This is a genomic window from Streptomyces atratus, from assembly GCF_900119365.1.
Classification (GTDB): Bacteria; Actinomycetota; Actinomycetes; order Streptomycetales; family Streptomycetaceae; genus Streptomyces; species Streptomyces atratus_B.
This window is the reverse complement of the sequence record NZ_FPJO01000005.1, coordinates 57,050-78,759: the sequence shown is the minus strand read 5'-3', so window position 1 is coordinate 78,759 and position 21,710 is coordinate 57,050. Positions and strand designations below refer to the sequence as shown.

Sequence of the window (21,710 nt, the reverse complement as noted above, 5' to 3'; positions counted from 1 at the left end):
ATGAGAATGAAGCGCATCGTCGGCATCGGCGCCGGACTCGCCGTGGTGGCCGTCGCGGCCACCACCGGGGTGCTGGCCATGGACGACGAGGGAACGACGACCATCACCGCCTGCTTCGACCGGGCCACCGGTGTGTACGCGGGATCGGACCTGCGCATCCTCGGCGTCAGGGTCGGCCGGGTCGAATCGGTCACCCCCCGGGGCAAGGAGGTCGAGGTCACCCTGCGGGTCGACAAGGGCGTCAAGGTCCCCAAGGGGGCGCACGCCGTGGTCGTCGCACCCAGCCTCGTCGCCGACCGCTACATCCAGCTCGCCCCCGCCTACGACGGCGGACCGCAGATCGCGGCGGGCGCCGTACTCCCGGCCGCGAACAACGCCACACCCGTCGAGGTGGACCAGCTGTACGACTCCATCACGGAGCTCTCCAAGGCACTCGGCCCGGACGGAGCCAACGCCGACGGAGCCCTCTCCGGACTCCTCGACACCGGGGCCAAGAACCTCGACGGCAACGGCAAGGCCATCGGCAACTCCATCGAGCAGTTCGGCAAGGCCACCAAGACCCTCGACAAGAGCAGCGGGAACCTCTTCGACACGCTGTCCTACCTGCAGACCTTCACCACCGTGCTGAAGGACAACGACGGCAATGTCCGCGCCGCCGAACAGCAGCTCAACTCGGTCACCGGGTTCCTCGCCGACGACAAGGAGAACCTCGGTGCCGCGCTGAAGGAACTGGGCACCGCACTGGGGCAGGTCAAGGGCTTCATCCAGAAGAACCGCGGCGCCCTCAAGGCGAACGTGGACGCCCTGGTGCCGCTCACCCAGACCCTGGTCGACCAGCGGGCCTCGCTCGCCGAGTCACTGGACACGCTGCCGCTCGCCGCGGGCAACGTCGTCAACGCCTACGACCCGGTGAACCGCACCCTCAACGGCCGTACCAACCTCAACGAGCTCTCCATGGGCGGACCGCTCACCGAGACCACCGGACTCGCCGGCCTCACCCCGGTGGACGGCGCACGCCGCAAGGCGCTGCCCACCCTGCCGCTCCCGGCCGTCGGCACCGTCTACGGCACCCCGGCGAAGACCGCCACGGAAAAGAAGGGGGCGAACCGATGAGCCGAGTGCTGCGCAGACCCGGAGCCCGCACGACCGGCGCCGCCGCGGTGCTGGCCGTGGGCGTCGGCCTGGCCCTCGTCGTCACCGCCTCCGGCCTGCCGTCGTTCACCGGGATCGACCAGGTCCCGCTGCCCGGCGGCGCCGACCTCGGCGACCACCCGTACGAGATCACCGCGGAGTTCGCGGACGTACTCAGCCTCGCCCCGCAGGCATCGGTGAAGGTCAACGACGTCGCCGTCGGCCGTGTCACCAAGGTCTCCCTCGGCTCGGGCAGCTGGAACGCCAAGGTCACCATGCGCGTCAACGGCAAGGTCGAACTGCCCGCCAACGCCTACGCCCACCTGGAACAGTCCAGCCTCCTCGGCGAGAAGTACATCCAGCTCGCCGCGCCCGCGCGCGGCACGGCCCAGGGCAGGCTCGCCGACGGAGACCGGATCCCGCTGTCCCGCACCAACCGGAACCCCGAGGTCGAGGAGGTCTTCGGCGCCCTGTCGATGCTCCTCAACGGCGGCGGCGTCAACCAGCTCAAGACCATCACCACCGAGCTCAACAAGGCACTCGCCGGACGCGAACCCCAGATGCGCTCCATGCTCGGCCGGGTCGACACCCTCGTCACGAACCTGGACGGCCACAAGAAGGACATCACCGACGCACTCGACGGGGTGAACCGGCTCTCCGCCACCCTCGCCACCCGAAAACAGGACGTCGGTACGGTCCTCACCGGGCTCAGCCCCGGCCTGAAGGTCCTGGAGAAACAGCGCGGCTCGCTCCTCACCATGCTGCGTTCGCTCGACACCCTCTCCACCGTCGCCGTCGACACGGTCAACAAGAGCAAGGCCGACATGATCGCCGACCTCAAGGCTCTCGCCCCCAGCCTCAAGGCGCTCGCCGACTCCGGCCGAGACCTGCCCGACTCCCTCCAGGTGCTGCTCACCTACCCGTTCACCGACGAGGTGCTGCGCGGGGTGAAGGGCGACTACCTCAACGTCTACCTGGATGTGACGGCCATGCCCGGCACACAGATCATCCCGTCGCTCGTCCCGGCGGTTCCCCCGCGGACCGGGACCGGTACCAGCGGGACCAGCCGGGCACTGCCGCTGCCCCTTCCCGCGGTCCCGACGGCGGGCACGGACGGGAGCAGCCGATGATCACCCTCGCCATCCGGCTCAAGAACATCGCCTTCCTGGTCATCGCGGTCCTCGTGCTCGGCTTCCTCGGAGTGCGGTACGCCGACCTCGGCCACTACATCGGCCTGCGCAGCTACTACACCGTCAAGGTCCAGCTCCCGCGCACCGGCGGGCTGTACACCCACTCCAACGTCACCTACCGGGGGGTCTCGGTGGGCCGGGTCGGGCCGATCGAGCTCACCGACGACGGAGTCGAGGCCGAACTGCGCATCGAGAAGGACGCCCCGAAGATCCCGGACGGTCTCAAGGCCGTCGTCGCCAGCCTCTCCTCGGTCGGCGAGCAGTACGTGGACCTGCGGCCCACCCGCACCGGGGGCCCGTACCTGGCGAACGGCTCCGTCATCGACCAGGCCGACACCACCGTCCCCGCCCCCGTCACCGATGTCCTCACCAGCGTCAACGACCTCGCGGGCTCGGTCGATCCGGAATCCCTGCGCACGGTCGTCGACGAGTTCGGCACCGCGTTCGAGGGACGCGGCGACGACCTCCAGGTGCTGCTGGACACCGGGAGCGATTTCGTCCGGGCGGCGGACGACGCGCTGCCGGTCAACACCCGGCTCATGATCGACGGCCGGACCGTGCTGCGCACCCAGGCCGAACAGGGCGAAGCACTCAAGGGCTTCGCCTCCGGGGCAAGGGAACTGGCCGCACAGCTCAAGAGCTCCGACACCGATCTCCGCAAGCTGATCGCGGTCGCCCCCGACGCGACCGGACAGATCAGCGGACTGCTGCGGGACCTCGACCCGAGCTTCGGCGTCGTGGTCGCCAACCTCCTCACCACCTCCGAGGTCGCCGTCACCCGGCAGCGCGGCATGGAGGAACTCCTGGTGAAGCTGCCCGCGGTGGCGGCCGCCGGGGCCAGCGCGATCGACGAGAACGGCGCCCGGTTCGGGATGTCGGTGACCTTCTTCGAACCGCTGCCCTGTACCGCCGGATACGGCGGCACGGTCTACCGCAGCGGCCTGGACACCTCGGCCGGACCGCCCGTCAACACCAAGGCGCGCTGCACCTCCTCGCCCGGCACCGGCACCAACGTGCGCGGCAGCGCCAACGCGCCGAAGGGCGGCGCCGTGCCCGAGCCCGCCAAGCCCGGCTCGATGCTGCTGAGCGACGACACGGACCGGCTCCCGGGCGCGCTCGGTGTCACCGGCCGGAGCCCGTCGGACGGCGACGGCATGGCCGGCCTGCTGGGACTCGGACAGGAGGGCGGCCGATGACGACCCGTACGAAGACCATGACCGGCTGGGCGGTGCTGCTCGCCGCCGTACTGGTCTGCGCCCTCGGCGGCTGGTCGTACGCCCGGGCGCGCGGCGACGAAAGCCTCGCGTACGCCAAGAGCCGGGATGCCGCGCTGGCCGACGGCAAGCACCGCCTCGCCCTGCTGAACAGCCTCGACGCCAAGGACGCCAGGAGCGTGGACAGCGGCCTCGCCGCATGGCTCGACTCCTCGACCGGGCCGCTCCACGACCAGCTGGGACGCACCCGGAGCAAGGACGCGAGGGAACTGACCAAGTCCGGTGCCACCGCACGCGGCAAGGTCACCGACGCGGCGCTCACCGCACTCGACGAGCGGACCGGAACGGCCGAAATGATCGCGACCGTCGATGTCGAGGTCACCCCGCGCACCGGAAAGGCCGGCACCGAACGCAAGCGCTTCGAGGCCACGATGGCCCGTACCCCGGACGGCTGGAAGGTCAAGGCGCTCACGGCGATTCCGGTCGGGAGCGGCGAATGAAGGAGCGGGGAGGGACAGTGGTCGTGAGTACGGACACCGGCACGGACACGGAGACACGGGACGCCGAGGAAGCCGGTGCGGTCGCCGAGGAGGACCGGCCCGACCCGCCCGGGTCCGTCCGGCGGTGGCCGCGCATCGTGGCAGCCGTCCTGGCCGTCGCGCTGCTCGCGACCGGCGGCGTGCTCTTCGCCGAGGGCAGGGCGCTGCGGGACACCCCCGCCACCTCGAACCGCGCGCTGACCGACAGCGAGGCCACCACCCGGGTCGCGGGCGATGTCAGCAACGCACTCGGCAAGGTCTTCTCCTACAGCCCGCAGGCCACCGCCGTCACCAAGGAGTCGGCGAAGCAACTCCTGGCAGGCAAGGCGCTCCAGCAGTACGCGGCCCTGTTCGGCCAGGTCGAGAAGCAGGCCGCGGACCAGAAGCTGACGCTCACCACCCATGTCGTGCGCGCCGGAGTGACCCGGCTGACGGACGACAGCGCCCACCTGCTGGTCTTCCTCGACCAGGTCTACGAGCGGGAGGGCAAGCCGGCCACCACGGCGGCGGCCCAGCTCTCCGTCACCGCCCAACTGCGGGACGGCCACTGGACCGTGGTCGAGATCGCCTCCAGATAGCAGCACCCACACTCGCGCAACTCGGTACGGATCGGCCGGCAGGGGAGAGACAGCAATGACACGGGTAAGGAAGACGGGGAACCCGCTGGCGGCGGCGGCGGTCGTACTGGCGGTCGCGGCGGCCGGCGCGGCGGCCTGGGGCGGAGTGTCGTGGTACGACGCCGCACACGACGAATCGGCGCAGTACGCCCAGTCCCGCGACGAGGCGCTGGCCGCGGGCGAGCAGGCCGTGCAGAACATGAACACGCTCGACCACCGGAAGCTGGAGAAGGGCCTCGACACCTGGGAGGACTCCACCACCGGCGACCTGCACCAGCAACTGGTCGACGGGCGCTCGGCGTTCGTGAAGCAGATCCAGCAGGCGAAGACGGTCAGCACGGCCCAGATCCTGTCCGGGGCGGTGACCGAACTCGACGACCGGGCCGGCAAGGCCGGAGTCATGGTGGCGCTGCGGGTCACCGTGACCGTGCCGAAGGGCAAGCCCGCGGTGAAGGAGAGCCGGATGCTCGGCAAGCTCACCCGTACCTCCGAGGGGTGGAAGCTCAGCGCCCTCGGCCAGGCACCCGTCGGCAACACGGCCGGCTGAGAGGCTGTCGGGTGCCCTCCGACCGGGCGGCCACGCCCTGGCAGGCGCGCTTCCCGCGTTGTCGTCGGTCGCCAGCGCTCCTTTCCCAAGCTCTCGGCTCCGCTCGAGCAGGGGAGACCCCATCCGACTCCCTCCTCCGCCTTGGAATCGCACGCACCAGACCGTGTCCGTTTTCCGATCCGAGGTCACCCGACAGCCTCTGACGCCACCGACTCCCACCCCGCCACCGAGAGGACTTTCCGGACATGTCGACGACCCGTCACCTCGTCAACCGCCGGCGCAGGCTGGCCACCGTCGCCGCGGAACGCCCCACCGCCACCGCGCCGACGCGGCGGCCCGCGACCACGGACACGTCCCAGGACGAGCCGGCGCGTACCCCCGCCGCGAAGGACACCACCACCGACGACGAGGTCACGGACGACGCCGTTCCGGCGGTGGACCAGGAGAGGAAAGCGCCGCGCGGCGAGCGGCCGTCCCGCCTCCGCGTCCGGCTGCCCGCCGCCCTCTGCGCCCTCACCGTGCTGCTCGGGGCCTTCACCGCCTGGGCGTTCACCTCGGCCGGCAGCCTGCGCGACGACCCGTCCCGGCAGAACACCGCGCTCACCGACATCGCGCGGACCAGCGAGGTGAAGGGCCGGATCGCCGACGCCGTCGGCGCGGTGTTCTCGTACAACTACGCCTCGCCCGGCAATTCCGAGGAGGCGGCCAGGACCCACCTGGTCGGCAAGGCGGTGCAGCAGCACAAGGACATGCTCGCCCAGGTCCGGGCCCAGGGACAGAAGCAGAAGCTGGTGCTGACCACGACCGTCACCGACAGCGGTGTGGAGCTCCTGGACGGCGACCGGGCCCGGCTGCTGATCTTCGCCGACCAGAGCAACACCCGTACCGGCAAGTCGGACGAGACGACCTACGCGGCGGCCATGTTCGCCGTGGACGCCGTTCGCCGCGGCGACAGCTGGCGGATCTCCGCTATCGATACGTTCACCCGGTGACCCGGGGGAGAGGGGAGCACGCATGAGGTTCAACGGCACCATGCGCCGCGGACTCAGCGGCACGGCGGCCGCGGTCGCCGCGATGGCCGCGCTCACCGCGTCCCAGGCACCGGGACTCGTCGCTCACGAAACGACGCCCGAGAAGCGTCAGGAGACCGACGACGTGAAGTGGTCGCACATACCCAACGACGACTCGTACCACACCGAACTCCCGCCGCTGCAGTCCCCGAAGCCACCGAAGGCCGGTACGAAGCAGAGCCCGGCCGCCGCTCGGTCGTGGGCCGAGGCGGGCATCCCGGCCACGGTGCTCGCCGCCTACCGCAAGGCGGAGAGCGCACTCGGGAAGACCGACCCCGGATGCCGGCTGCCGTGGCAGTTGCTCGCGGCGATCGGCAAGGTCGAGTCCGGCCAGGCGGGCGGGGGACGGGTCGACGCCCACGGCACGACGCTCACCCCGATCCTCGGACCGGTCCTCAACGGTGCGGGCTTCGCCGACATCCCGGACACCGACGGCGGTGCGTACGACGGCGACCGGACCTACGACCGGGCGGTCGGCCCGATGCAGTTCATCCCCTCGACCTGGGCCCACTGGGGGCAGGACGGGAACGGTGACGGGCGCCGCGACCCGAACAACATCTACGACGCCGCACTCGCCGCCGGGCACTACCTCTGTGCCGGACCGCGCGATCTGTCGGTGAAGGCCGATCTGGACCGGGCGATCCTCAGCTACAACCACTCGGACACCTATCTGCGCACCGTGCTGTCCTGGCTGGAGTTCTACCGCAAGGGCATCCACCCGGTGGCCGACGGCAAGGGCACCGTCCCGAAGAGCCCCGGCGCGGGCGGCCCCAACAAGCCGAAGCATCCGGTCGGCGGTCCCGGCGCCCCGGACGGCGGCATCATCGTGGGCCCCCAGCCCGGCGGTTCGCCGCGCCCCTCCCCGTCGGGCGGCCCCAAGCCCTCCGGATCGCCGACCGGCTCCCCGGACCCCACCGCCTCCCCGGACCCCACCGACCCGGGCACCGCCTCGCCCGATCCGACCGGCACCGGACCGGCCAGCCCGGACCCCGGTACGAGCCCCGACCCCGGCACCTCGGAGCCGGGCCCCGGCTGCCCGACGGACTCGCCGTCACCGGACCCGACCGAGACGGCCGGAACCACCGAGTCCCCGGAACCCGACCCGACGACGAGCGAGGACCCCTGCGCCACGCCGTCGGGCTCACCGTCCGCCGGCTGACAGCACCTGGGCCAGGTCGTACCGCACCACCTCCTCCAGCTGCGCGTAGGTGCAGCCGGCAGGGGTGCGGTCCGGCCGCCACCGGCGGAACCGGGCGGTGTGCCGGAACCGGTCGCCCTCCATGTGGTCGTACGCCACCTCGCAGACCCGCTCCGGGCGCAGCGCCACCCATGACTGGTCCTTCTTCCCGGACCAGCGGCTCTGCGTCCCGGGCAGCCGGGCCCGCTCGTGCGCCTCGGCATCGGCCCAGGCCGCCCATGGGTGACCGGCGAAGTCGACACGCAGCGGCTCCAGCTCCGCGACCAGCTCCGCGCGGCGCCGCATCGAGAAGGCCGCACAGACCCCGACGTGCTGGAGCACGCCCCCGGAGTCGTACAGACCGAGCAGCAGCGAGCCGACGACCGGGCCGCTCTTGTGGAAGCGGTACCCCGCCACCACGCAGTCGGCGGTCCGTTCGTGCTTGATCTTGTACATCACCCGGGTGTCGGGGCGGTACGGCAGGTCGAGCGGCTTGGCCACCACACCGTCGAGCCCCGCGCCCTCGTAGCGCTCGAACCACTCCTGGGCGAGGGCCGGGTCCGTGGTCGCCGGGGCGAGATGGACGGGGGCCGACGCTCCGGACAGTGCCGCCTCCAGCACGGCGCGGCGGTCGGACTGCCGGGTGGAGAGCAGCGAGTCGTCGCCCACCGCCAGGATGTCGAAGGCGATCAGACTGGCGGGGGTCTGCTCGGCGAGCAGCCGCACCCGGGAATCCGCTGGATGGATGCGCTCGCTGAGCCGGTCGAAATCCAGCCGCCCGTCGTACGCGATCACGATCTCGCCGTCGATCACGCAGCGCGGCGGCAGATTCTCCCGGACCGCGGTGACCAGTTCGGGGAAGTAGCGGGTGAGTGGCTTGCCGGTGCGGCTGCCGATCACCACCTCCTCGCCGTCCCGGTGCACGATCGCGCGGAAGCCGTCCCACTTGGCCTCGTACTGCATACCGGGCGGGATCCTGGACACGGACTTGGCGAGCATCGGCTTCACAGGAGGCATCACCGGCAGATCCATGGCCCGATTCTGACCCACGACCGGGCGCAAGTCTCCCGATATGCGGCATATGTGAGCCCGGCCTACCGTGACCGTCATGGGTGCAGCAGTGAAAGCAGTGGAGCTAGAAGCCGACGGACGGGCCGTACGGCTCTCCAGTCCGGACAAGGTCTACTTCCCGGAGAAGGGCTACACCAAGAGGGACGTGGCCGAGTACTTCCTGGCCGTCGGCCCCGGCATCACCCGCGCCCTGCGCGAGAGGCCCACCACCCTCCAGCGCTTCGTGGACGGTGTCGAGGGCGAGTTCTTCTACCAGAAGCGCGCCCCGAAGAACCTCCCCGACTGGATCCCCACGGCACGGATCGCCTTCCCGAGCGGCCGGCCCGCCGACGAGATCTGCCCCACCGAGCTCGCCGCCGTCATCTGGGCGGCCAACCTCGGTACCCTCACCTTCCACCCCTGGCCGGTCCGCAGCACCGACACCGACCACCCCGACGAACTGCGCATCGACCTCGACCCGCAGCCCGGCACGGACTACGCCGACGCGGTGCGCGCCGCCCACGAGCTGCGGTCCGTGCTCGACGACCACGGGCTGCGCGGCTGGCCCAAGACCTCCGGTGGCCGGGGCATCCACGTCTTCGTCCCGATCGCCCCGGAGTGGACGTTCACCGAGGTCAGACGCGCCGCCATCGCCGCCGGACGCGAACTGGAACGCCGTATGCCGGACCGGGTGACCACGGCCTGGTGGAAGGAGGAGCGCGGCGAGCGGATCTTCGTCGACTTCAATCAGACCGCCCGCGACCGCACCATCGCCTCCGCCTACTCCGTGCGCCCCCGCCCGCATGCCCCGGTCTCCGCCCCGCTGCGCTGGGAGGAGATCGACGACGCCGAACCGGGCGACTTCGACATCAGGACCATGCCGAAGCGCTACGCCGACGTGGGCGATGTGCACGCGGACATGGACGACCACGCCTTCCGGCTCGACGCGCTGCTGGAGCTGGCGGACCGGGACGAGCGGGAACGCGGCCTCGGCGACATGCCGTACCCGCCGGAGTACCCGAAGATGCCCGGCGAGCCGAAACGGGTCCAGCCGAGCCGGGCCCGGCACGACGGGGAAACCGCGGGATGAGCGACCCGGACCTGGAGCCCTCCGTCCCGCACGGGGCACACGGCAGAGCGCTGACCCGCGCCGAGAAATGGGCCGCGTACAAGGACTCGCCGTACTTCCCCGCTACCGTCATGCTGTTCATCCTCGCCGCGGCCGCCGGACTCATCGCCGGTTCCTACACCTACGCGATGGCTACTACCAGGGCCACCAGCGGATCTTCCCGTACCCGGTGCTCGGAACCTGGGCGGTGGTCTCCTGCACGGTGTTCTGGGTGTGGCGCCACCGGCACCCGGGAGGCCGTGACCACATGCCTCAGCATGCGGCCACGGCCACCTGATCGGGCCCGGGCTACAGCTCCTTGATCCGGATGTCGCGGTACGAGACCACGTCCGTGGTGCTGTGGACCTGGAGTCCGATGTAGCCGGAGGCGTACCGCCGGCCGTCGGTGCCCGGGTCGTCGCCGCGCGGCGGCTCGAAGACCTGACCGCCGTTGTTGTCGAACTCGTTCAGCAGGACACCGTTGCGGTAGACCGAGTAGTGCTGGTCCACCACCCGGATCTCATAGTCGTTCCAGGTGCCCTTGGGGGTGACCCCGGCGCCGGCCAGGCCGATCCGGTCGAAGCCGTAGACCGAGCCGGTCTTGTACATGTCGCCGTCCGGACGGTCGAGGATCTGCACCTCGTGGCCGTACTTGATGGCGACCCACTCGGGACGCGACTCCTCCGGGTTGTCGTGGACGTCGGGGAAGCGGACGAACACCCCGCTGTTGGCGTTGCCAGCGCCCGGGGCGTCGTCGCGCCACTGGAGCTTGAGCGAGAAGTCGCCGTACTGCCGGCCCGGGAACCAGAGCATGCCCATGCCGTCCACCGCGGTGGAACTGGTGATGGTGCCGTCCGCGTTCAGCCCGAACTTCCCGCCACCGACCTGCTGCCACTTGGCGAAGGAATCCGCCGTGCCGTCGAAGAGCTTCTTGTAGCCCTCGTCCTGGCCCGGCATACCGATCCCCGACTGCTTGGCCGCCCGGTAGATCTTCTTGTGCTCACGGGCGTCGATCACACCGGCGGCGAGCAGCTTGTCCAGGACACCGTCGACGTGCTTGAGGAAGAGCGCGTGCGACGACCAGTCCTTCTCGTCCTCGATCAGCTCGTTGATCGTGCAGCGGTTGCCCGTGATGCGGTTGGGGACCCCGGTGTCGACCGTGCCGACGATGACGGTGAGCCGCTCGTCGAACTCCGGGCAGTTCGGCGCCGGTACGCCCCCGCTCTCCGCGACGGTGAAGGACACCTGCTTGGCGACGGAGGTGTTGCCGGCCTTGTCCGTCGCCCGGTGGGCCACGGTGTGGTAGCCGACGCGGTCGACGATGACGGTGGTGGTGTACGCGAGGTACGGGCCGCCGTCGAGCGAGTACTCGGCCTTGTCCACGCCCGATTCGGCGTCGGTCGCGGTGATGGTCACCTTCGCGCTGGTGATGTAGGCGTTGTCGGAGTTCTTGTCGCCCTCCACCTTCGCCGAGGTCTCCGGCGGGGTCTTGTCCTGCGTCGGCGGTGCGACGACGGTGAAGTCGACCGACTTCCCGGCCGCCGCGTTGCCCGCCTTGTCCGTGGCCCGGTAGCGGACCAGATGGGTGCCGGTCTCGTGCACCATCACCGGTGCGGTGTACGGCTGCCAGGCGCCGTCCGCCCCGAGCGCGTACTCGATGGTGTTGACGCCGGAGCCGGTGTCGGAGGCGGTCACGGTGACCGTCGCCATCCCCAGGTACCGCCCCTGGCCGTCCTTCTCGCCGGACACGGTCGCCGAGGTCTCCGGCGGCGTCCTGTCGTCGGTGGGCGGTGCGACGACGGTGAAGTCGACCGATTTCTCCGCCGCCGTGTTGCCCGCCTTGTCGGTGGCCCGGTAGCGGATCGTATGCGTGCCGACCTCGTTCACCACGACCGGTGCGGTGTACGGCTGCCAGGCGCCGTCCGCCCCCACCGCGTACTCCACGGTGTCGACGCCGGAGCCGTCGTCGGTCGCCGATACGGTGACCGTCGCCTGACCGACGTACGCGCCGTCGGCGTTCTTGTCACCGTCCACCTTCGCCGAGGTCCCGGGCGCCGTGCTGTCCTCGCCGCCTCCGTCCTCGGTGACGGTGAGGATGCCCTGCATCGCCTCGTGCCCCGGCATGGTGCAGTGGTAGAAGTACCGGCCGGGGGTGAGCGTGACCTCGGCGGTGTGCCTGCCGCCCTGGTCGTCGGCCGGGTTGGCCAGGATGTTCAGCGTGACGTCGTTGTTGAACTCAGGGTCCGAGACGCTGAAGGTGAGGGTGTGCGGCATCCCCGTGGTGTTGCCGGTCGCCGCACTGTTCTCGAAGACGATGGTCGCCTTGCCGGCCACCGCGGTCTTCGGGGCGGACAGATAGCGGTCGATGGGGTCGCCCGCGGTCCAGGTGAGGACCTGCTCGGCCGCCGCACCGGCGGGAGCCGCCGTACGGCCGTAGGCAGCCGTCGAGGTCAGCCCCAGCACCATCAGGAACGAACCCAGCAGCGCGAGCCACAACCGGGCCGGACGGTACCGCTTTCGCGAGAGGACCGGACGATGTCTCACCGCACTGCCGCCTTCCTGGCCAGATCACCGGCGGCCGGGGTCGGGCCGCCGCCCTTGTACGTCACGCGCCACAGCGCGGACTTGGAGTCGGAGGTGAAGAAGCCGCGCCCGTAGTCCAGGACGTACAGCGAACCGTCCGGGGTGAACTTCCAGTCCATCAGGTTGCGGATGCCGTCCGCCCCGACCGGGATGATCTTCCGCAGGGACTCGGCGTGCGTGGGCAGACCGCCCTTGCCGACCGTCCTCGGATCGGTGAGCACGGCGTGCCGGGGCTGGGTGCCGTCGTAGAAGTCACCGACGAACCACTTGCCGTCCCAGTACGAGGGCCACTTGTCGGCGCTGGTGCTCGCCGCGTCGTACCGGTAGACCGGGCCGTTCATCGTGGCCTGGCCGCCGCCCTTGAGCCACGGCAGCAGCTGCTTCTGGTCCTCGACCTTGTAGCTGGGGATGCCGTTCGCGTCGCGCGGGTAGTCCACGCCACCGCCCTGCGGCGAGTACCAGATGGTGTTGGAGGTGACCGGTGGCAGATTCACCAGACCGTCGTTGTTCGGCGACTCGTTCTTCGGGTGGTCGCAGTCGTACCAGCCGAGCGGCTTGGTGGGGTCGGGCAGATTGCGGTCCCGGTAGGGCTGCTTGTTGCCCATGCAGTACGGCCAGCCGTGGTTGCCCGCCTTCGTGATCGCGGCGAACGTGTCGTACTTGGCCGGGCCCCAGGTGGTGGAGGGCGAGCCCGCGTCGGGACCGACCCAGCCCGCGTACAGCGTGTCGGTCGACTTGTCGATGGAGATCCGGGCCGGGTTGCGCACGCCCATCACATAGATCTCGCCGCGCGTTTTGCCACCGCCCTCGTCGGGCTCCTTGCCGGTGAAGAGATTGCCCTCGGGCAGTGTGTAGGTGCCGTCGTCCTCCGGGTGGATCCGCAGGATCTTCCCGTTGAGGTTGTTCGTGTTGCCCGCGGTGCGGCGGGCGTCGGCGAACGAGACGCCCTTGTGGTTCGGCTGCGGGTTGTTCCCGGAGTAACCGTCGCTGAAGCCGGAGGAGTTGTTGTCACCGGTCGCGATGTACAGATTGCCCTGGGAGTCCCAGGCCATCCCGCCACCCGCGTGGCAGCAGCTGTGGACCTGGACGGGCCAGTGCAGCAGCACCTTCTCCGAGGACAGGTCCAGCTTGTTCGTGGACAGGTCCATGGTGAAGCGCGAGACCTGACGCACCGCCATCTGCTTGTCGCGGTCCAGCTTCGAGTGCGGGGTGTAGTGCAGATACACCCAGCCGTTCTTCTCGAAGTCCGGGTCCAGCTCGATGCCGAGCAGCCCCTCCTCGACCTTGACCAGCTCGTCGCCGCCGCCCTTGTTGCCGAAGATCGTCAGCTGGCCGGCGAGGGTGACCTTCTTGGTCTTCGGGTCGTAGACATGGATCTGCCCCAGACCCTTTCCGATGTCCGGGTCGTTCCAGTCGGTGACGACCGGCCTGCTGCTGTCGGCGCCGCCGCGCCCGATGTACAGCACGCGTCCGTCGGGGGCGGTGACCAGACCGTGCGGCTCGCCGATCTGGTCGTTCTGCCCCGGCTGGTTGGGCTGGGTGACGCGCTCGGCCTTGTAGTTGGAGTCGATCGTCGCCTTGCAGTCGGCCTGCGAGATCCGGGTCGTCCAGTTCAGCGCGCCGCGCAGATGGTCGCGGAAGTCGGTCTCCGCGAAGCTGTCGGCCGTACCGCCCATCGCCGTGTAGAAGGACCGGCCGCCGTCGTAGTCGCGGCACCAGGAGACCGGGTGGTCCCAGCCGTTGGCGCTCGCGCCCGGCTTGTAGGTGATCTCGCGGACCCGGGCCACGGTGTGCACGTCGCCGGACGGGTTCTTCGTCCAGTTCAGCCACTTGTCGGGGCGCTTCCACTCCAGCGGGAGGTTCTTGGTCGCCGGATGCTGCCGGTCGCCGACCTCGACCGTCGCACGCTGTACGGAGGCCGGGCTGTCCGCCGCCGGGCGGGCGCCGACCAGGCCGGTGAACCAGTCCGAGTACGGCTCGGTGCGCGCGGCGTCATGGATGCCGAGGAAGCCGCCGCCGGCCTCCATGTACGCCTCCAGACCCGCCTCCTGCTCCGGGTCGAGGACGTCGCCGCCGCCGGTCAGGAAGACCACGGCATTGAACTTGCCGAGCCTCTTGCCGTTGGTGAAGACCGCGGGGTCGTCGGTGGCGACGGTCCTGAACCGGCTGGATTCCGGGCCGGTCAGGCCGATCTTCTCGATGGCCGCGATCCCGGCGTCGACCGTCGGGGACTCCTCGGTTGCCGAGGCGTGGAACACCAGCACCTTGACGTCGGCGCCGCCCGGCGGCGACGGCAGGGACAACGTTGTCGCCAGGGAGCCGGGCGGCTCCGGATAGGGCCTGGCCGCCGCTGTGTTGGCGCCGAGCAGGGAAGCGGTCAGTGCGCCGGCCGCGAGGCCCGCCGCGAGTCCGCGTCGCGATCTGGACCTGTGATGTGGTGTGCGCTGCATGTGGTCACCCACCCCTCTTTGGTCACTGCAACAGCGCATGAAGCTAGACCTCTTTTCGCGGTCCGCCAATAGCTATGGCGGCATTTGCACGAACTTTGTCCTGGGTGTGGATAAACGGAGATCCTCCGGCTACGGTGTGGGCCGTCCGGGGCGAGTCGGCGCTCCAAATACCTTGGAGCAGTGGGGAGTTCGGCATGGACAGAAGGAGCTTCAACCGGCGGATGCTGGTCGGCGGCGGGGTGGCGGCCGCGACCGGCCTGACATCGTTGTCCCTCGGTTCGATCGAGGCCAGCTCGGCGGAGCCCGCACTGGCCACCGCCCCGGCGGGCGGTGCGGTCCGCCATCTCAAGCTGTACGCCGAGAAGCTGGCGGACGGTCAGATGGGGTACGGGCTGGAGAAGGGCAAGGCGTCGGTGCCGGGGCCGCTCATCGCGATCAACGAGGGCGACACCCTGCACATCGAGTTCGAGAACACGGCCGATGTGCCGGTCAGCCTCCATGCGCACGGCGTCGACTACGACATCGCGAGCGACGGCACCCGGATGAACAAGAGCATCGTCGAGCCGGGCGGGACCCGTACGTACACCTGGCGCACCCATGCCCCCGGCCGGCGCAAGGACGGCACCTGGCAGCCGGGAAGCGCGGGTTACTGGCACTACCACGACCATGTCGTCGGCACGGATCACGGCACCGGCGGCATCCGCAAGGGCCTCTACGGTCCGCTGATCGTCCGGCGCAAGGGCGACATCCTGCCGGACAAGACGATCACGATCGTCTTCAACGACATGATGACGATCAACAACAAGCCGGCCCACGAGAGCCCGAACTTCGAGGCCACGGTGGGGGACCGGCTCGAAGTGGTCATGATCACGCACGGCGAGTACTACCACACGTTCCACATCCACGGTCATCGCTGGGCGGACAACCGGACCGGCCTGCTCACCGGTCCCGACGACCCCAGCCGGGTCGTCGACACGAAGATCGTCGGCCCGGCGGACTCCTTCGGCTTCCAGGTCATCGCGGGCGAACACGTGGGCGCGGGCGCCTGGATGTACCACTGCCATGTGCAGAGCCACTCCGACATGGGGATGGCCGGACTGCTGCTGGTCGCCAAGCCGGACGGCACGGTGCCGGGGTACGAGCCGCACGACATGACGGCCCACGGCAAGGCAGCGCCGGACAAGGCGGCGTCCGGAAGCGCGCCGAAGGACACGGCCGCGCACGACCCGGCGGCACACGGATCGTGAGACCACCGGTCCGTGGGCCCTGACGGCGTCAGCTTTCCGGCACCGTCTCTCGGGCCGTCCCGTCCGTCCCGGTGGGTGCGGCCGGCATGGTCGTCGCGGCCGTTCCGGCCGTTCTGGTCGCGAGGCGCAGCTGTTCCTCCTCGACGATGCGTCGGGCCAGGGCCCCGTCCGACACATCCACGGCGTCCGGCGTCGTCTCGGCGACGTCGCTGCGCCGTGCGTACAGGTCGAACAGCCGCTCCTTGCGGGCCAGGATGTCCAGCATCCGTTCGTCGACGCTGTCGGCCGCGAGGAGCCGGTGCACCTGGACGGTCCGTATCTGGCCCATCCGATGGACGCGGGCCACCGCCTGGTGCTCCATCGTCGGCTTGATCTGCGGTTCGCAGATGATGACGACCGACGCCGACTGCATGTTCAGTCCGACGCCGCCCGCCTGGACCTGGCTGAGCAGCACGGCATGACCGTCCACGGCACCGAAGTCGTCGATCAGCCGCTGGCGGCGGGCGGCCGGGAGGTTCCCCGAGAGCGGGCCGAACACGGGTGATTCCAGGGCCTGTCGGACCGTGTGGAGCACTTCGCGGAAGTAGGAGAACACCACGACCTTCAGGCCGTTGTCCGCGGCCTCGGCCACCAGCTCGCGCAGCCGGTTCAGCTTCGTGGACGTGCCGGGCCGGGCGTACGCGGCCCGGCGCATCCGCATGAAGTGCCCGGCGCCCACCGCCTCGCGGTAGGCGTCGAGATCGCCCGGACTGAACTCCTCCCACTCGTCGACCTGTACCAGCGCCGGGAGTTCGGTCAGCACGTCCACCTGGTTGCGCCGCAGATAGGCCGGGGCGACCGCTCTGCGGAAGGCGAGCGAACCGGCGGCTCCATGGGTGGTGTGTATCGAGGGAGCCAGCTCCGGCTGGAGGTGGCGGACCAGGCTGCGGAACTCCTCGACGCGGTTCTCCATGGGCGTGCCGGTCAGGAACAGCACCCGTTCGGTGTGCTGCGTCCAGCCGGACACCGCCTGGGACCGGCGGGTGGCGGGGTTCTTGACGTAGTGGGCCTCGTCGACCACCAGCATGCCGGGCCGAAGGCCGCAGTCCGCGGCGGCCGGCAGCGTGTGCAGGGCGTCGAACGTGGTGAGGGCGACCCCGCCGCCGCTACGCCATTCCCCGAAGGCCGACTGCCGCTCGGGGCCGTGCACCGGCAGGGTGCGCAGCGTGGAGCGGGCGCGGATCTCGCGCGCCCAGTTGATCAGCACGCTCGCCGGGCAGACCACCAGGAAGTGCGTCTCGCCCCGTGCCGAGAGATGTGCCAGCGCGGCGATGGCCTGGACGGTCTTGCCGAGCCCCATCTCGTCTCCGAGGATCACCCGCTTCTGCGCGAGCGCGAACCGCGCGCCGAACGACTGGTAGCCGCGCAGCGAGACGCGCAGATGGGCGTCGTCCAGCCGCAGACCGCGCACGCGGTCCGCCATCCCGGACGGCAGGAACCCCTCGGCCGCGTCCCGGTCCGGGCCGGTGCCGGACATCTCGGCGAGCAGGCTGTAGTACTCGGCGGACCGCAGCTCGAAATCCACCCACGCGGCGAGCTCCGACTCCGGGGCCCGCAGCAGATCCACCGAGACCTGCCCGAACAGCAGCGGCAGCTCGCGCCCCTGGGCCTCGGCCACCGCGGTCCGCACCTCGGCGACGGCCTCCAGCGCCCGGGAGCGGGCCTCCCGCCCGGTGAAGAGCATGCGCAGCCGGCCGCGCGCGGGACCCGCGGCGGCCAGCAGGGATTCGAGGCGCCCGACGAGCCGGCCCGCCGCGTCCACCGCCCGGCGGACGTCGGGACCGGCGGCGACCAGCCGGTGCAGGGCGACGACCAGCGCGGTCGTGGCGTCGTCCGGGGCGTCCACGTCTATCCGGACCGCGACCGTGTCCCGCACCGCGTGGGCGATCTGACCGGCCGCGGCCAGCACCTGGTCGGCGGTCTGCGCGCCGACCCCGGGGATCTGCCGCAGCTCGTAGCGGTTGGCCTCGTGGACCTGGCCGACGGTGGTGAAACCGGCCTGCTCGACCGCGCCGAGCCGCAGTCTGCCCTCGGTGACGTCCTTGAGCCTGGAGGCCGGGATGGCGGCGAGCTCCCGGCGGACGAGGGAGTCGAGCAGCGGCTTCAGCGCGGTGTGCACGGCGTCGACGGCGCGGGTGTGATCGGCCAGTACCGTGCGCGCGGTCTCCAGCAGCAGCCCGGCCCGCGTCAGCAGCTCCCGGGCGGCCCTTCCCGTGGGCGCCCCGTCCTCCGTCGCTCCGGCCTGTGTCATGTACGTCCCTCTGTCCGCGCAGCCCGGCTGCCGTCCTGCCCGGCACCTGCCCGGACGATTCCTATCGTGCCACGCGGCACCGACAGCCCAGGCTGCTCAGGGCGCGGGCGGCCGGCGTTCGGCGTTCGGCCGGGGAGAGCAACAGGACCTCCAGGGCCCGTGCGCAGGAGCGGGCCTGCGCCAGGAACCAGTCGGTGCGCGCGTCGGTGATCACGGACGGGGTGGCCCGGACCGCCAGGGCGAAGCGGGCATGACCGGCGCCGTCCAGGACCGGCACCGCCAGGGTCCGCACCCCGTGGGCCGACTCCCCGTCGTTGAGCGCGTAGGTGTCGGACCGCACCTTCGCCAACTCGGCCTCCAGGGCCGCCGGTTCGACGATCGTACGGTCGGTGAAGGCGGGCAGCGGGGGCAGCGAGGAGGGCCCGCCTCGGGAAGTCCCCCATGACGCATGCCGTCCTGCCCCGGACGCTCTGGTTCACCCGCTGTCCCGTCCCCACCGCGACCGGCATCGCCGCCGACCGCAGGTGGCTCACCGAAGAGTTCGCCCCCGACGGCATCACGGTGCGGTCCCTCCAGGACACCGCGCCCGGTGCCGACCGGTCAGCCCACTTCACCCACGCCCTGCCGGGCCTGTTCCGCGAAGGCGGCAACGTACCTGCCCTGTGGGCCCGTTCGCGCGGGGAGCGGACGCGGCTGATCGGTCTCACCTGGATCGAGGAACGCCAGGCCGTACTCGTCGGACCCGGCTCCGGAATCCGGGGCGTCAAGGCCCTGCGCGGGCTGCGGCTCGCCGTTCCGGTGCACGACATCGCCATCGACTTCCGACCAGCTCGACATCGCCACCGGCTCCATCACCTCCGGCATCACCTCGCTCGCCCAGCGCCCCGGCTTCAAGTTCTTCACCGCGGTCGACCCGGACGCGGCCGGCGAGGGCATCCTCGTCAAGAACGGCTCCGGCATCTCATCGGTCAAGGACCTGGTCGGGAAGAAGGTCGCTGTCAACCAGGGCGGCACCGGCGAATACCTGCTGCTGAAGGCCCTCGACAAGGCCGGCATCCCCGCCGACAAGGTCAAGCGGGTCTATCTGCGGCCCGACCAGACGGCCGCCGTCTTCAACGCGGGCAAGGCCGACGCCTGGGCGGTCTGGGCGACCTACGCCGTGGCCGAGATCGGCAGCGGCAAGGCGCACTTCGTCGCCGACGGCGCCGCGATCGGCTCCGACAACTACAGCCTCAACGCCGTGCGCACCGGCTTCGCCGAGCAGCACCCCGAGATCGTCAAGGCGCTCTACCAGTACCTCCACGACGCCAGCGCCGAGGAGAAGCAGGACCCGGCCGCGTACCTCAACGTCTTCACGGACGTCGGACCGACCGCCGTCACCGGCAGGGCGAAGGAGGTCCAGACCGAATTCACCCGCAAGGGCGGCACGGTCGACCCCATCGGACCCGAGGACATCGCGCGCTTCGAGGCCGTCGCCGGCATCTACGCCGAGCAGCAGGTCACCACGGACAAGGTCGACGTCGCCGCCCACCTCCTCGACATCGAGAAGCTGAAATGAGCGACACCGGCCTCCATCCGGGCCTCGTCAGGCCCCGCCCGCAGCGGCGCAGGGCCCGCAGCCGGACCTACTCCGCGACCGTCCGGACACTCGGCCCCCTCGCACTCCTCGTCCTGTGGTGGGCGGCGTCCGCCACCGGGCTCCTCACCCCCGACGTCCTCGCCTCGCCCGCCGAAGTACTGCGTGCGATAGGAGAGTTGTGGGGCAATGGGCAGCTGCCCGACGCCCTCACCACCTCCCTGACCCGCTCCGCACTCGGCCTCCTCATCGGGCTCGCCGCCGGGCTGGTCCTCGGCATCACCACCGGATTCACCCGGCTCGGCGACGAACTCCTCGACTCCTCCATCCAGACCCTGCGCACCATCCCGTTCCTCTCCCTGGTGCCCCTGTTCATGGTCTGGTTCGGGATCAACGAGACCGCGAAGATCCTCCTCATCGCCGTCGCCACCACCTTCCCGATGTACGTGTCCACATCGAGCGGGGTGCGCAGCACCGACCCCGAACTCATCGAGGCCATGCGCAGCTTCGGCATGGGACGGCTCGCCCTCGTGCGCGAGGTCGTCCTGCCCGGTGCCCTGCCGTCGCTGCTCGCCGGGCTGCGGCTCTCCATGACCCTCAGCGTCATCGCCCTGATCGCCGCCGAGGAGATCAACGCCACCGCCGGCATCGGCTATCTGATGTCCCAGGCACAGAGCTACGCCCGCACCGACATCCTCGCCGTCTGCATCCTCGTCTACGGACTGCTGGGCCTCACCGCCGACGTCGTCGTACGGCTGCTGGAACGCCTGCTGATGCCCTGGCGCACCCCACAGGGAGCCACCCGATGACCGGCCGGACCCCGCAGACAGCGGTACGGGTACGCGGACTGCGCCGCTTGTTCGGCGACCGCGCCGTCCTCGACGGACTCCGACTCGACATCGCGCGGGGCGAGTTCGTCGCCCTGCTCGGCGCGAGCGGAAGCGGCAGGACGACCCTGCTGCGCATCCTGGGCGCACTCGACGCGGCCGACGCCGGAGAGGTCCTCGTCCCCGAGGCCCGCACCGTCGTCTTCCAGGAACCCCGCCTCGTACCCTCGAAGAAGGTCCTCGCCAATGTGACGGTCGCCCTGCCGCGCGGCCGCTCCGGACACGGGCTGCGGGCCCTGGCCGAAGTCGGCCTCGAACGGCACGCCGATGCCTGGCCCGCCACCCTCTCCGGCGGCGAGGCACAGCGCGTCGCCCTCGCCCGCGCCCTGGTCCGCGAACCCGAACTGCTGCTGCTCGACGAGCCGTTCGCAGCACTCGACGCCCTGACCCGGCTCAGGATGCAGGACCTGGTGGGAGAGCCGTGCCGCAAGCACCGGCCCGCCGTCCTCCTCGTCACCCACGACGTGGACGAAGCCGTACGGCTCGCCGACCGGGTCGATCGGCTCCTGGCAGACCCACCTGATCGCCAAGGCGCTCGACGGCGCCGGGCTCTCCTTCGCCGAGGACATCACCGCCGTCCGCAGCACCGACGACAGCGAGGAACTGCTGCGCACCGGAGCCATCGCCGCCTGGGTGGCCCAGGGCGCCCAGCTCGCCGCACCGGCGGTCTGCGCACCCTGGTCCGCACCGGCGACATCATCACCGACCGCTCCGTCTTCTTCGCCCGCCGCGACCTCGCCGAGAGCCGCCCCGAGGTGATCGAGGCGCTCACCCGCGCCCTGAGGCGCGCCGACGACTGGGCGGCGGCCAACCCCCGCCGGGCGGCCGAGATCGCCGCCGCCGACCTCGGCGGATCCGCCGACGACTGGGAGACCGCGCTGCGCGCCCTGCCCTGGAAGATCGAACCCGTCACCGACGCATTCATCGCCGAGCAGCAGGAAGCGGCCGACATCTTCCACCGCACCGGCTTCATCGACCGCCCGGTCACCGTCGCCCACGCCCTGGCCGGCGCCGGCGCGGACAAGGCGGCGTGA

At 70.8% G+C, this 21,710-nt stretch carries 15 protein-coding genes and 6 pseudogenes; 16 read left to right on the top strand and 5 right to left on the bottom strand.

The features are described 5' to 3' along the window. The 8 genes from BT364_RS11255 (at position 1) to BT364_RS11220 (ending at position 7,467) form a co-directional block, all read left to right on the top strand. Positions 1–1,113 (top strand): MCE family protein, encoded by a 1,113-nt coding sequence (locus tag BT364_RS11255; RefSeq protein WP_072485010.1) that lies wholly within the window; start codon positions 1–3, stop codon positions 1,111–1,113. Further along, positions 1,110–2,261, top strand: a complete 1,152-nt coding sequence (locus BT364_RS11250; RefSeq protein WP_072485009.1) for an MCE family protein — start codon at positions 1,110–1,112, stop codon at positions 2,259–2,261. The genes BT364_RS11255 and BT364_RS11250 overlap by 4 nt, the downstream gene beginning before the upstream one ends. Beyond that, a complete protein-coding gene (locus tag BT364_RS11245; protein ID WP_072485008.1) occupies positions 2,258–3,517 on the top strand; it encodes an MCE family protein in 1,260 nt (419 codons plus the stop codon). The genes BT364_RS11250 and BT364_RS11245 overlap by 4 nt, the downstream gene beginning before the upstream one ends. Then, positions 3,514–4,035 carry a hypothetical protein gene (locus BT364_RS11240; protein ID WP_072485007.1) on the top strand — a complete coding sequence of 174 codons (522 nt, stop codon included), beginning with the start codon at positions 3,514–3,516 and terminating at the stop codon, positions 4,033–4,035. The genes BT364_RS11245 and BT364_RS11240 overlap by 4 nt, the downstream gene beginning before the upstream one ends. Beyond that, positions 4,032–4,652 (top strand): hypothetical protein, encoded by a 621-nt coding sequence (locus tag BT364_RS11235; protein ID WP_107408205.1) that lies wholly within the window; start codon positions 4,032–4,034, stop codon positions 4,650–4,652. The genes BT364_RS11240 and BT364_RS11235 overlap by 4 nt, the downstream gene beginning before the upstream one ends. A gap of 55 nt (positions 4,653–4,707) precedes the next feature. Further along, complete coding sequence (locus BT364_RS11230; RefSeq protein ID WP_072485006.1) at positions 4,708–5,238, top strand: hypothetical protein; 531 nt, start codon at positions 4,708–4,710, stop codon at positions 5,236–5,238. 245 nt (positions 5,239–5,483) lie between these two features. Then, positions 5,484–6,230 (top strand): hypothetical protein, encoded by a 747-nt coding sequence (locus BT364_RS11225; RefSeq protein ID WP_072485005.1) that lies wholly within the window; start codon positions 5,484–5,486, stop codon positions 6,228–6,230. 22 nt (positions 6,231–6,252) lie between these two features. After that, positions 6,253–7,467, top strand: coding sequence for a lytic transglycosylase domain-containing protein (locus BT364_RS11220; protein WP_072485004.1), 1,215 nt, complete (start codon positions 6,253–6,255; stop codon positions 7,465–7,467). Here the strand turns inward: BT364_RS11220 and BT364_RS11215 are convergent. Further along, the gene (locus BT364_RS11215) at positions 7,450–8,517 is read right to left on the bottom strand and encodes an ATP-dependent DNA ligase (protein ID WP_072485003.1); all 1,068 of its coding nucleotides are present in this window, start codon (positions 8,515–8,517) and stop codon (positions 7,450–7,452) included. The two genes, BT364_RS11220 and BT364_RS11215, sit on opposite strands and share 18 nt — an antisense overlap. A 76-nt stretch (positions 8,518–8,593) precedes the next feature. Between BT364_RS11215 and ligD the strand changes: the two genes are divergently transcribed. The 3 genes and pseudogenes from ligD to BT364_RS42735 all read left to right on the top strand — a co-directional run. Then, positions 8,594–9,625 carry a non-homologous end-joining DNA ligase gene (gene ligD / locus BT364_RS11210; protein WP_256259701.1) on the top strand — a complete coding sequence of 344 codons (1,032 nt, stop codon included), beginning with the start codon at positions 8,594–8,596 and terminating at the stop codon, positions 9,623–9,625. Further along, positions 9,622–9,798, top strand: a pseudogene (locus BT364_RS44115) (ABC transporter permease); the annotation flags it as partial. The gene ligD and the pseudogene BT364_RS44115, both read left to right, overlap by 4 nt. Beyond that, positions 9,798–9,941, top strand: a pseudogene (locus BT364_RS42735) (ABC transporter permease); the annotation flags it as partial. The pseudogenes BT364_RS44115 and BT364_RS42735, both read left to right, overlap by 1 nt. Positions 9,942–9,952: 11 nt before the next feature. Here the strand turns inward: BT364_RS42735 and BT364_RS11200 are convergent. Both BT364_RS11200 and BT364_RS11195 read right to left on the bottom strand, forming a co-directional pair. Then, positions 9,953–12,109, bottom strand: coding sequence for an OmpL47-type beta-barrel domain-containing protein (locus BT364_RS11200; RefSeq protein WP_371268582.1), 2,157 nt, complete (start codon positions 12,107–12,109; stop codon positions 9,953–9,955). 74 nt (positions 12,110–12,183) lie between these two features. After that, positions 12,184–14,676: a ThuA domain-containing protein gene (locus tag BT364_RS11195; protein WP_072485240.1), complete on the bottom strand. Its 2,493-nt coding sequence runs from the start codon at positions 14,674–14,676 to the stop codon at positions 12,184–12,186. Positions 14,677–14,870: 194 nt separating this feature from the next. Here BT364_RS11195 and BT364_RS11190 point away from each other — a divergent pair, with 194 nt between their 5' ends. After that, positions 14,871–15,923, top strand: coding sequence for a multicopper oxidase domain-containing protein (locus BT364_RS11190; protein ID WP_072484999.1), 1,053 nt, complete (start codon positions 14,871–14,873; stop codon positions 15,921–15,923). 28 nt (positions 15,924–15,951) lie between these two features. Here the strand turns inward: BT364_RS11190 and BT364_RS11185 are convergent, their stop codons facing one another. Next, positions 15,952–18,213: a DEAD/DEAH box helicase gene (locus BT364_RS11185; protein WP_079179404.1), complete on the bottom strand. Its 2,262-nt coding sequence runs from the start codon at positions 18,211–18,213 to the stop codon at positions 15,952–15,954. Between the two features lie 61 nt (positions 18,214–18,274). Then, positions 18,275–18,640 (bottom strand): annotated as a pseudogene (locus BT364_RS11180) (IclR family transcriptional regulator domain-containing protein); the annotation flags it as partial. A gap of 393 nt (positions 18,641–19,033) precedes the next feature. On the opposite strand from BT364_RS11180, the pseudogene BT364_RS11175 reads away from it, so the two are divergent. The 4 genes and pseudogenes from BT364_RS11175 to BT364_RS11160 all read left to right on the top strand — a co-directional run. Further along, positions 19,034–19,771, top strand: a pseudogene (locus tag BT364_RS11175) (NrtA/SsuA/CpmA family ABC transporter substrate-binding protein); the annotation flags it as partial. After that, positions 19,768–20,598 (top strand): ABC transporter permease, encoded by an 831-nt coding sequence (locus tag BT364_RS11170; protein WP_072484998.1) that lies wholly within the window; start codon positions 19,768–19,770, stop codon positions 20,596–20,598. The pseudogene BT364_RS11175 and the gene BT364_RS11170, both read left to right, overlap by 4 nt. Beyond that, a pseudogene (locus BT364_RS11165) lies at positions 20,595–21,173 on the top strand (ABC transporter ATP-binding protein); the annotation flags it as partial. The gene BT364_RS11170 and the pseudogene BT364_RS11165, both read left to right, overlap by 4 nt. Continuing rightward, a pseudogene (locus tag BT364_RS11160) lies at positions 21,172–21,710 on the top strand (ABC transporter substrate-binding protein); the annotation flags it as partial. The pseudogenes BT364_RS11165 and BT364_RS11160, both read left to right, overlap by 2 nt.

Bases quoted from the DNA above. Each gene is read 5' to 3' on its own strand.
- BT364_RS11185 (WP_079179404.1), bottom strand. From the start codon at position 18,213: ATGACACAGGCCGGAGCGACGGAGGACGGGGCGCCCACGGGAAGGGCC.
- BT364_RS11200 (WP_371268582.1), bottom strand. From the start codon at position 12,109: ATGGTGCTGGGGCTGACCTCGACGGCTGCCTACGGCCGTACGGCGGCT.
- BT364_RS11170 (WP_072484998.1), top strand. From the start codon at position 19,768: ATGAGCGACACCGGCCTCCATCCGGGCCTCGTCAGGCCCCGCCCGCAG.
- BT364_RS11195 (WP_072485240.1), bottom strand. From the start codon at position 14,676: ATGCAGCGCACACCACATCACAGGTCCAGATCGCGACGCGGACTCGCG.
- BT364_RS11215 (WP_072485003.1), bottom strand. From the start codon at position 8,517: ATGGATCTGCCGGTGATGCCTCCTGTGAAGCCGATGCTCGCCAAGTCC.
- BT364_RS11235 (WP_107408205.1), top strand. From the start codon at position 4,032: ATGAAGGAGCGGGGAGGGACAGTGGTCGTGAGTACGGACACCGGCACG.
- BT364_RS11255 (WP_072485010.1), top strand. From the start codon at position 1: ATGAGAATGAAGCGCATCGTCGGCATCGGCGCCGGACTCGCCGTGGTG.
- BT364_RS11250 (WP_072485009.1), top strand. From the start codon at position 1,110: ATGAGCCGAGTGCTGCGCAGACCCGGAGCCCGCACGACCGGCGCCGCC.
- BT364_RS11225 (WP_072485005.1), top strand. From the start codon at position 5,484: ATGTCGACGACCCGTCACCTCGTCAACCGCCGGCGCAGGCTGGCCACC.
- ligD (WP_256259701.1), top strand. From the start codon at position 8,594: ATGGGTGCAGCAGTGAAAGCAGTGGAGCTAGAAGCCGACGGACGGGCC.
- BT364_RS11240 (WP_072485007.1), top strand. From the start codon at position 3,514: ATGACGACCCGTACGAAGACCATGACCGGCTGGGCGGTGCTGCTCGCC.
- BT364_RS11230 (WP_072485006.1), top strand. From the start codon at position 4,708: ATGACACGGGTAAGGAAGACGGGGAACCCGCTGGCGGCGGCGGCGGTC.
- BT364_RS11220 (WP_072485004.1), top strand. From the start codon at position 6,253: ATGAGGTTCAACGGCACCATGCGCCGCGGACTCAGCGGCACGGCGGCC.
- BT364_RS11245 (WP_072485008.1), top strand. From the start codon at position 2,258: ATGATCACCCTCGCCATCCGGCTCAAGAACATCGCCTTCCTGGTCATC.
- BT364_RS11190 (WP_072484999.1), top strand. From the start codon at position 14,871: ATGGACAGAAGGAGCTTCAACCGGCGGATGCTGGTCGGCGGCGGGGTG.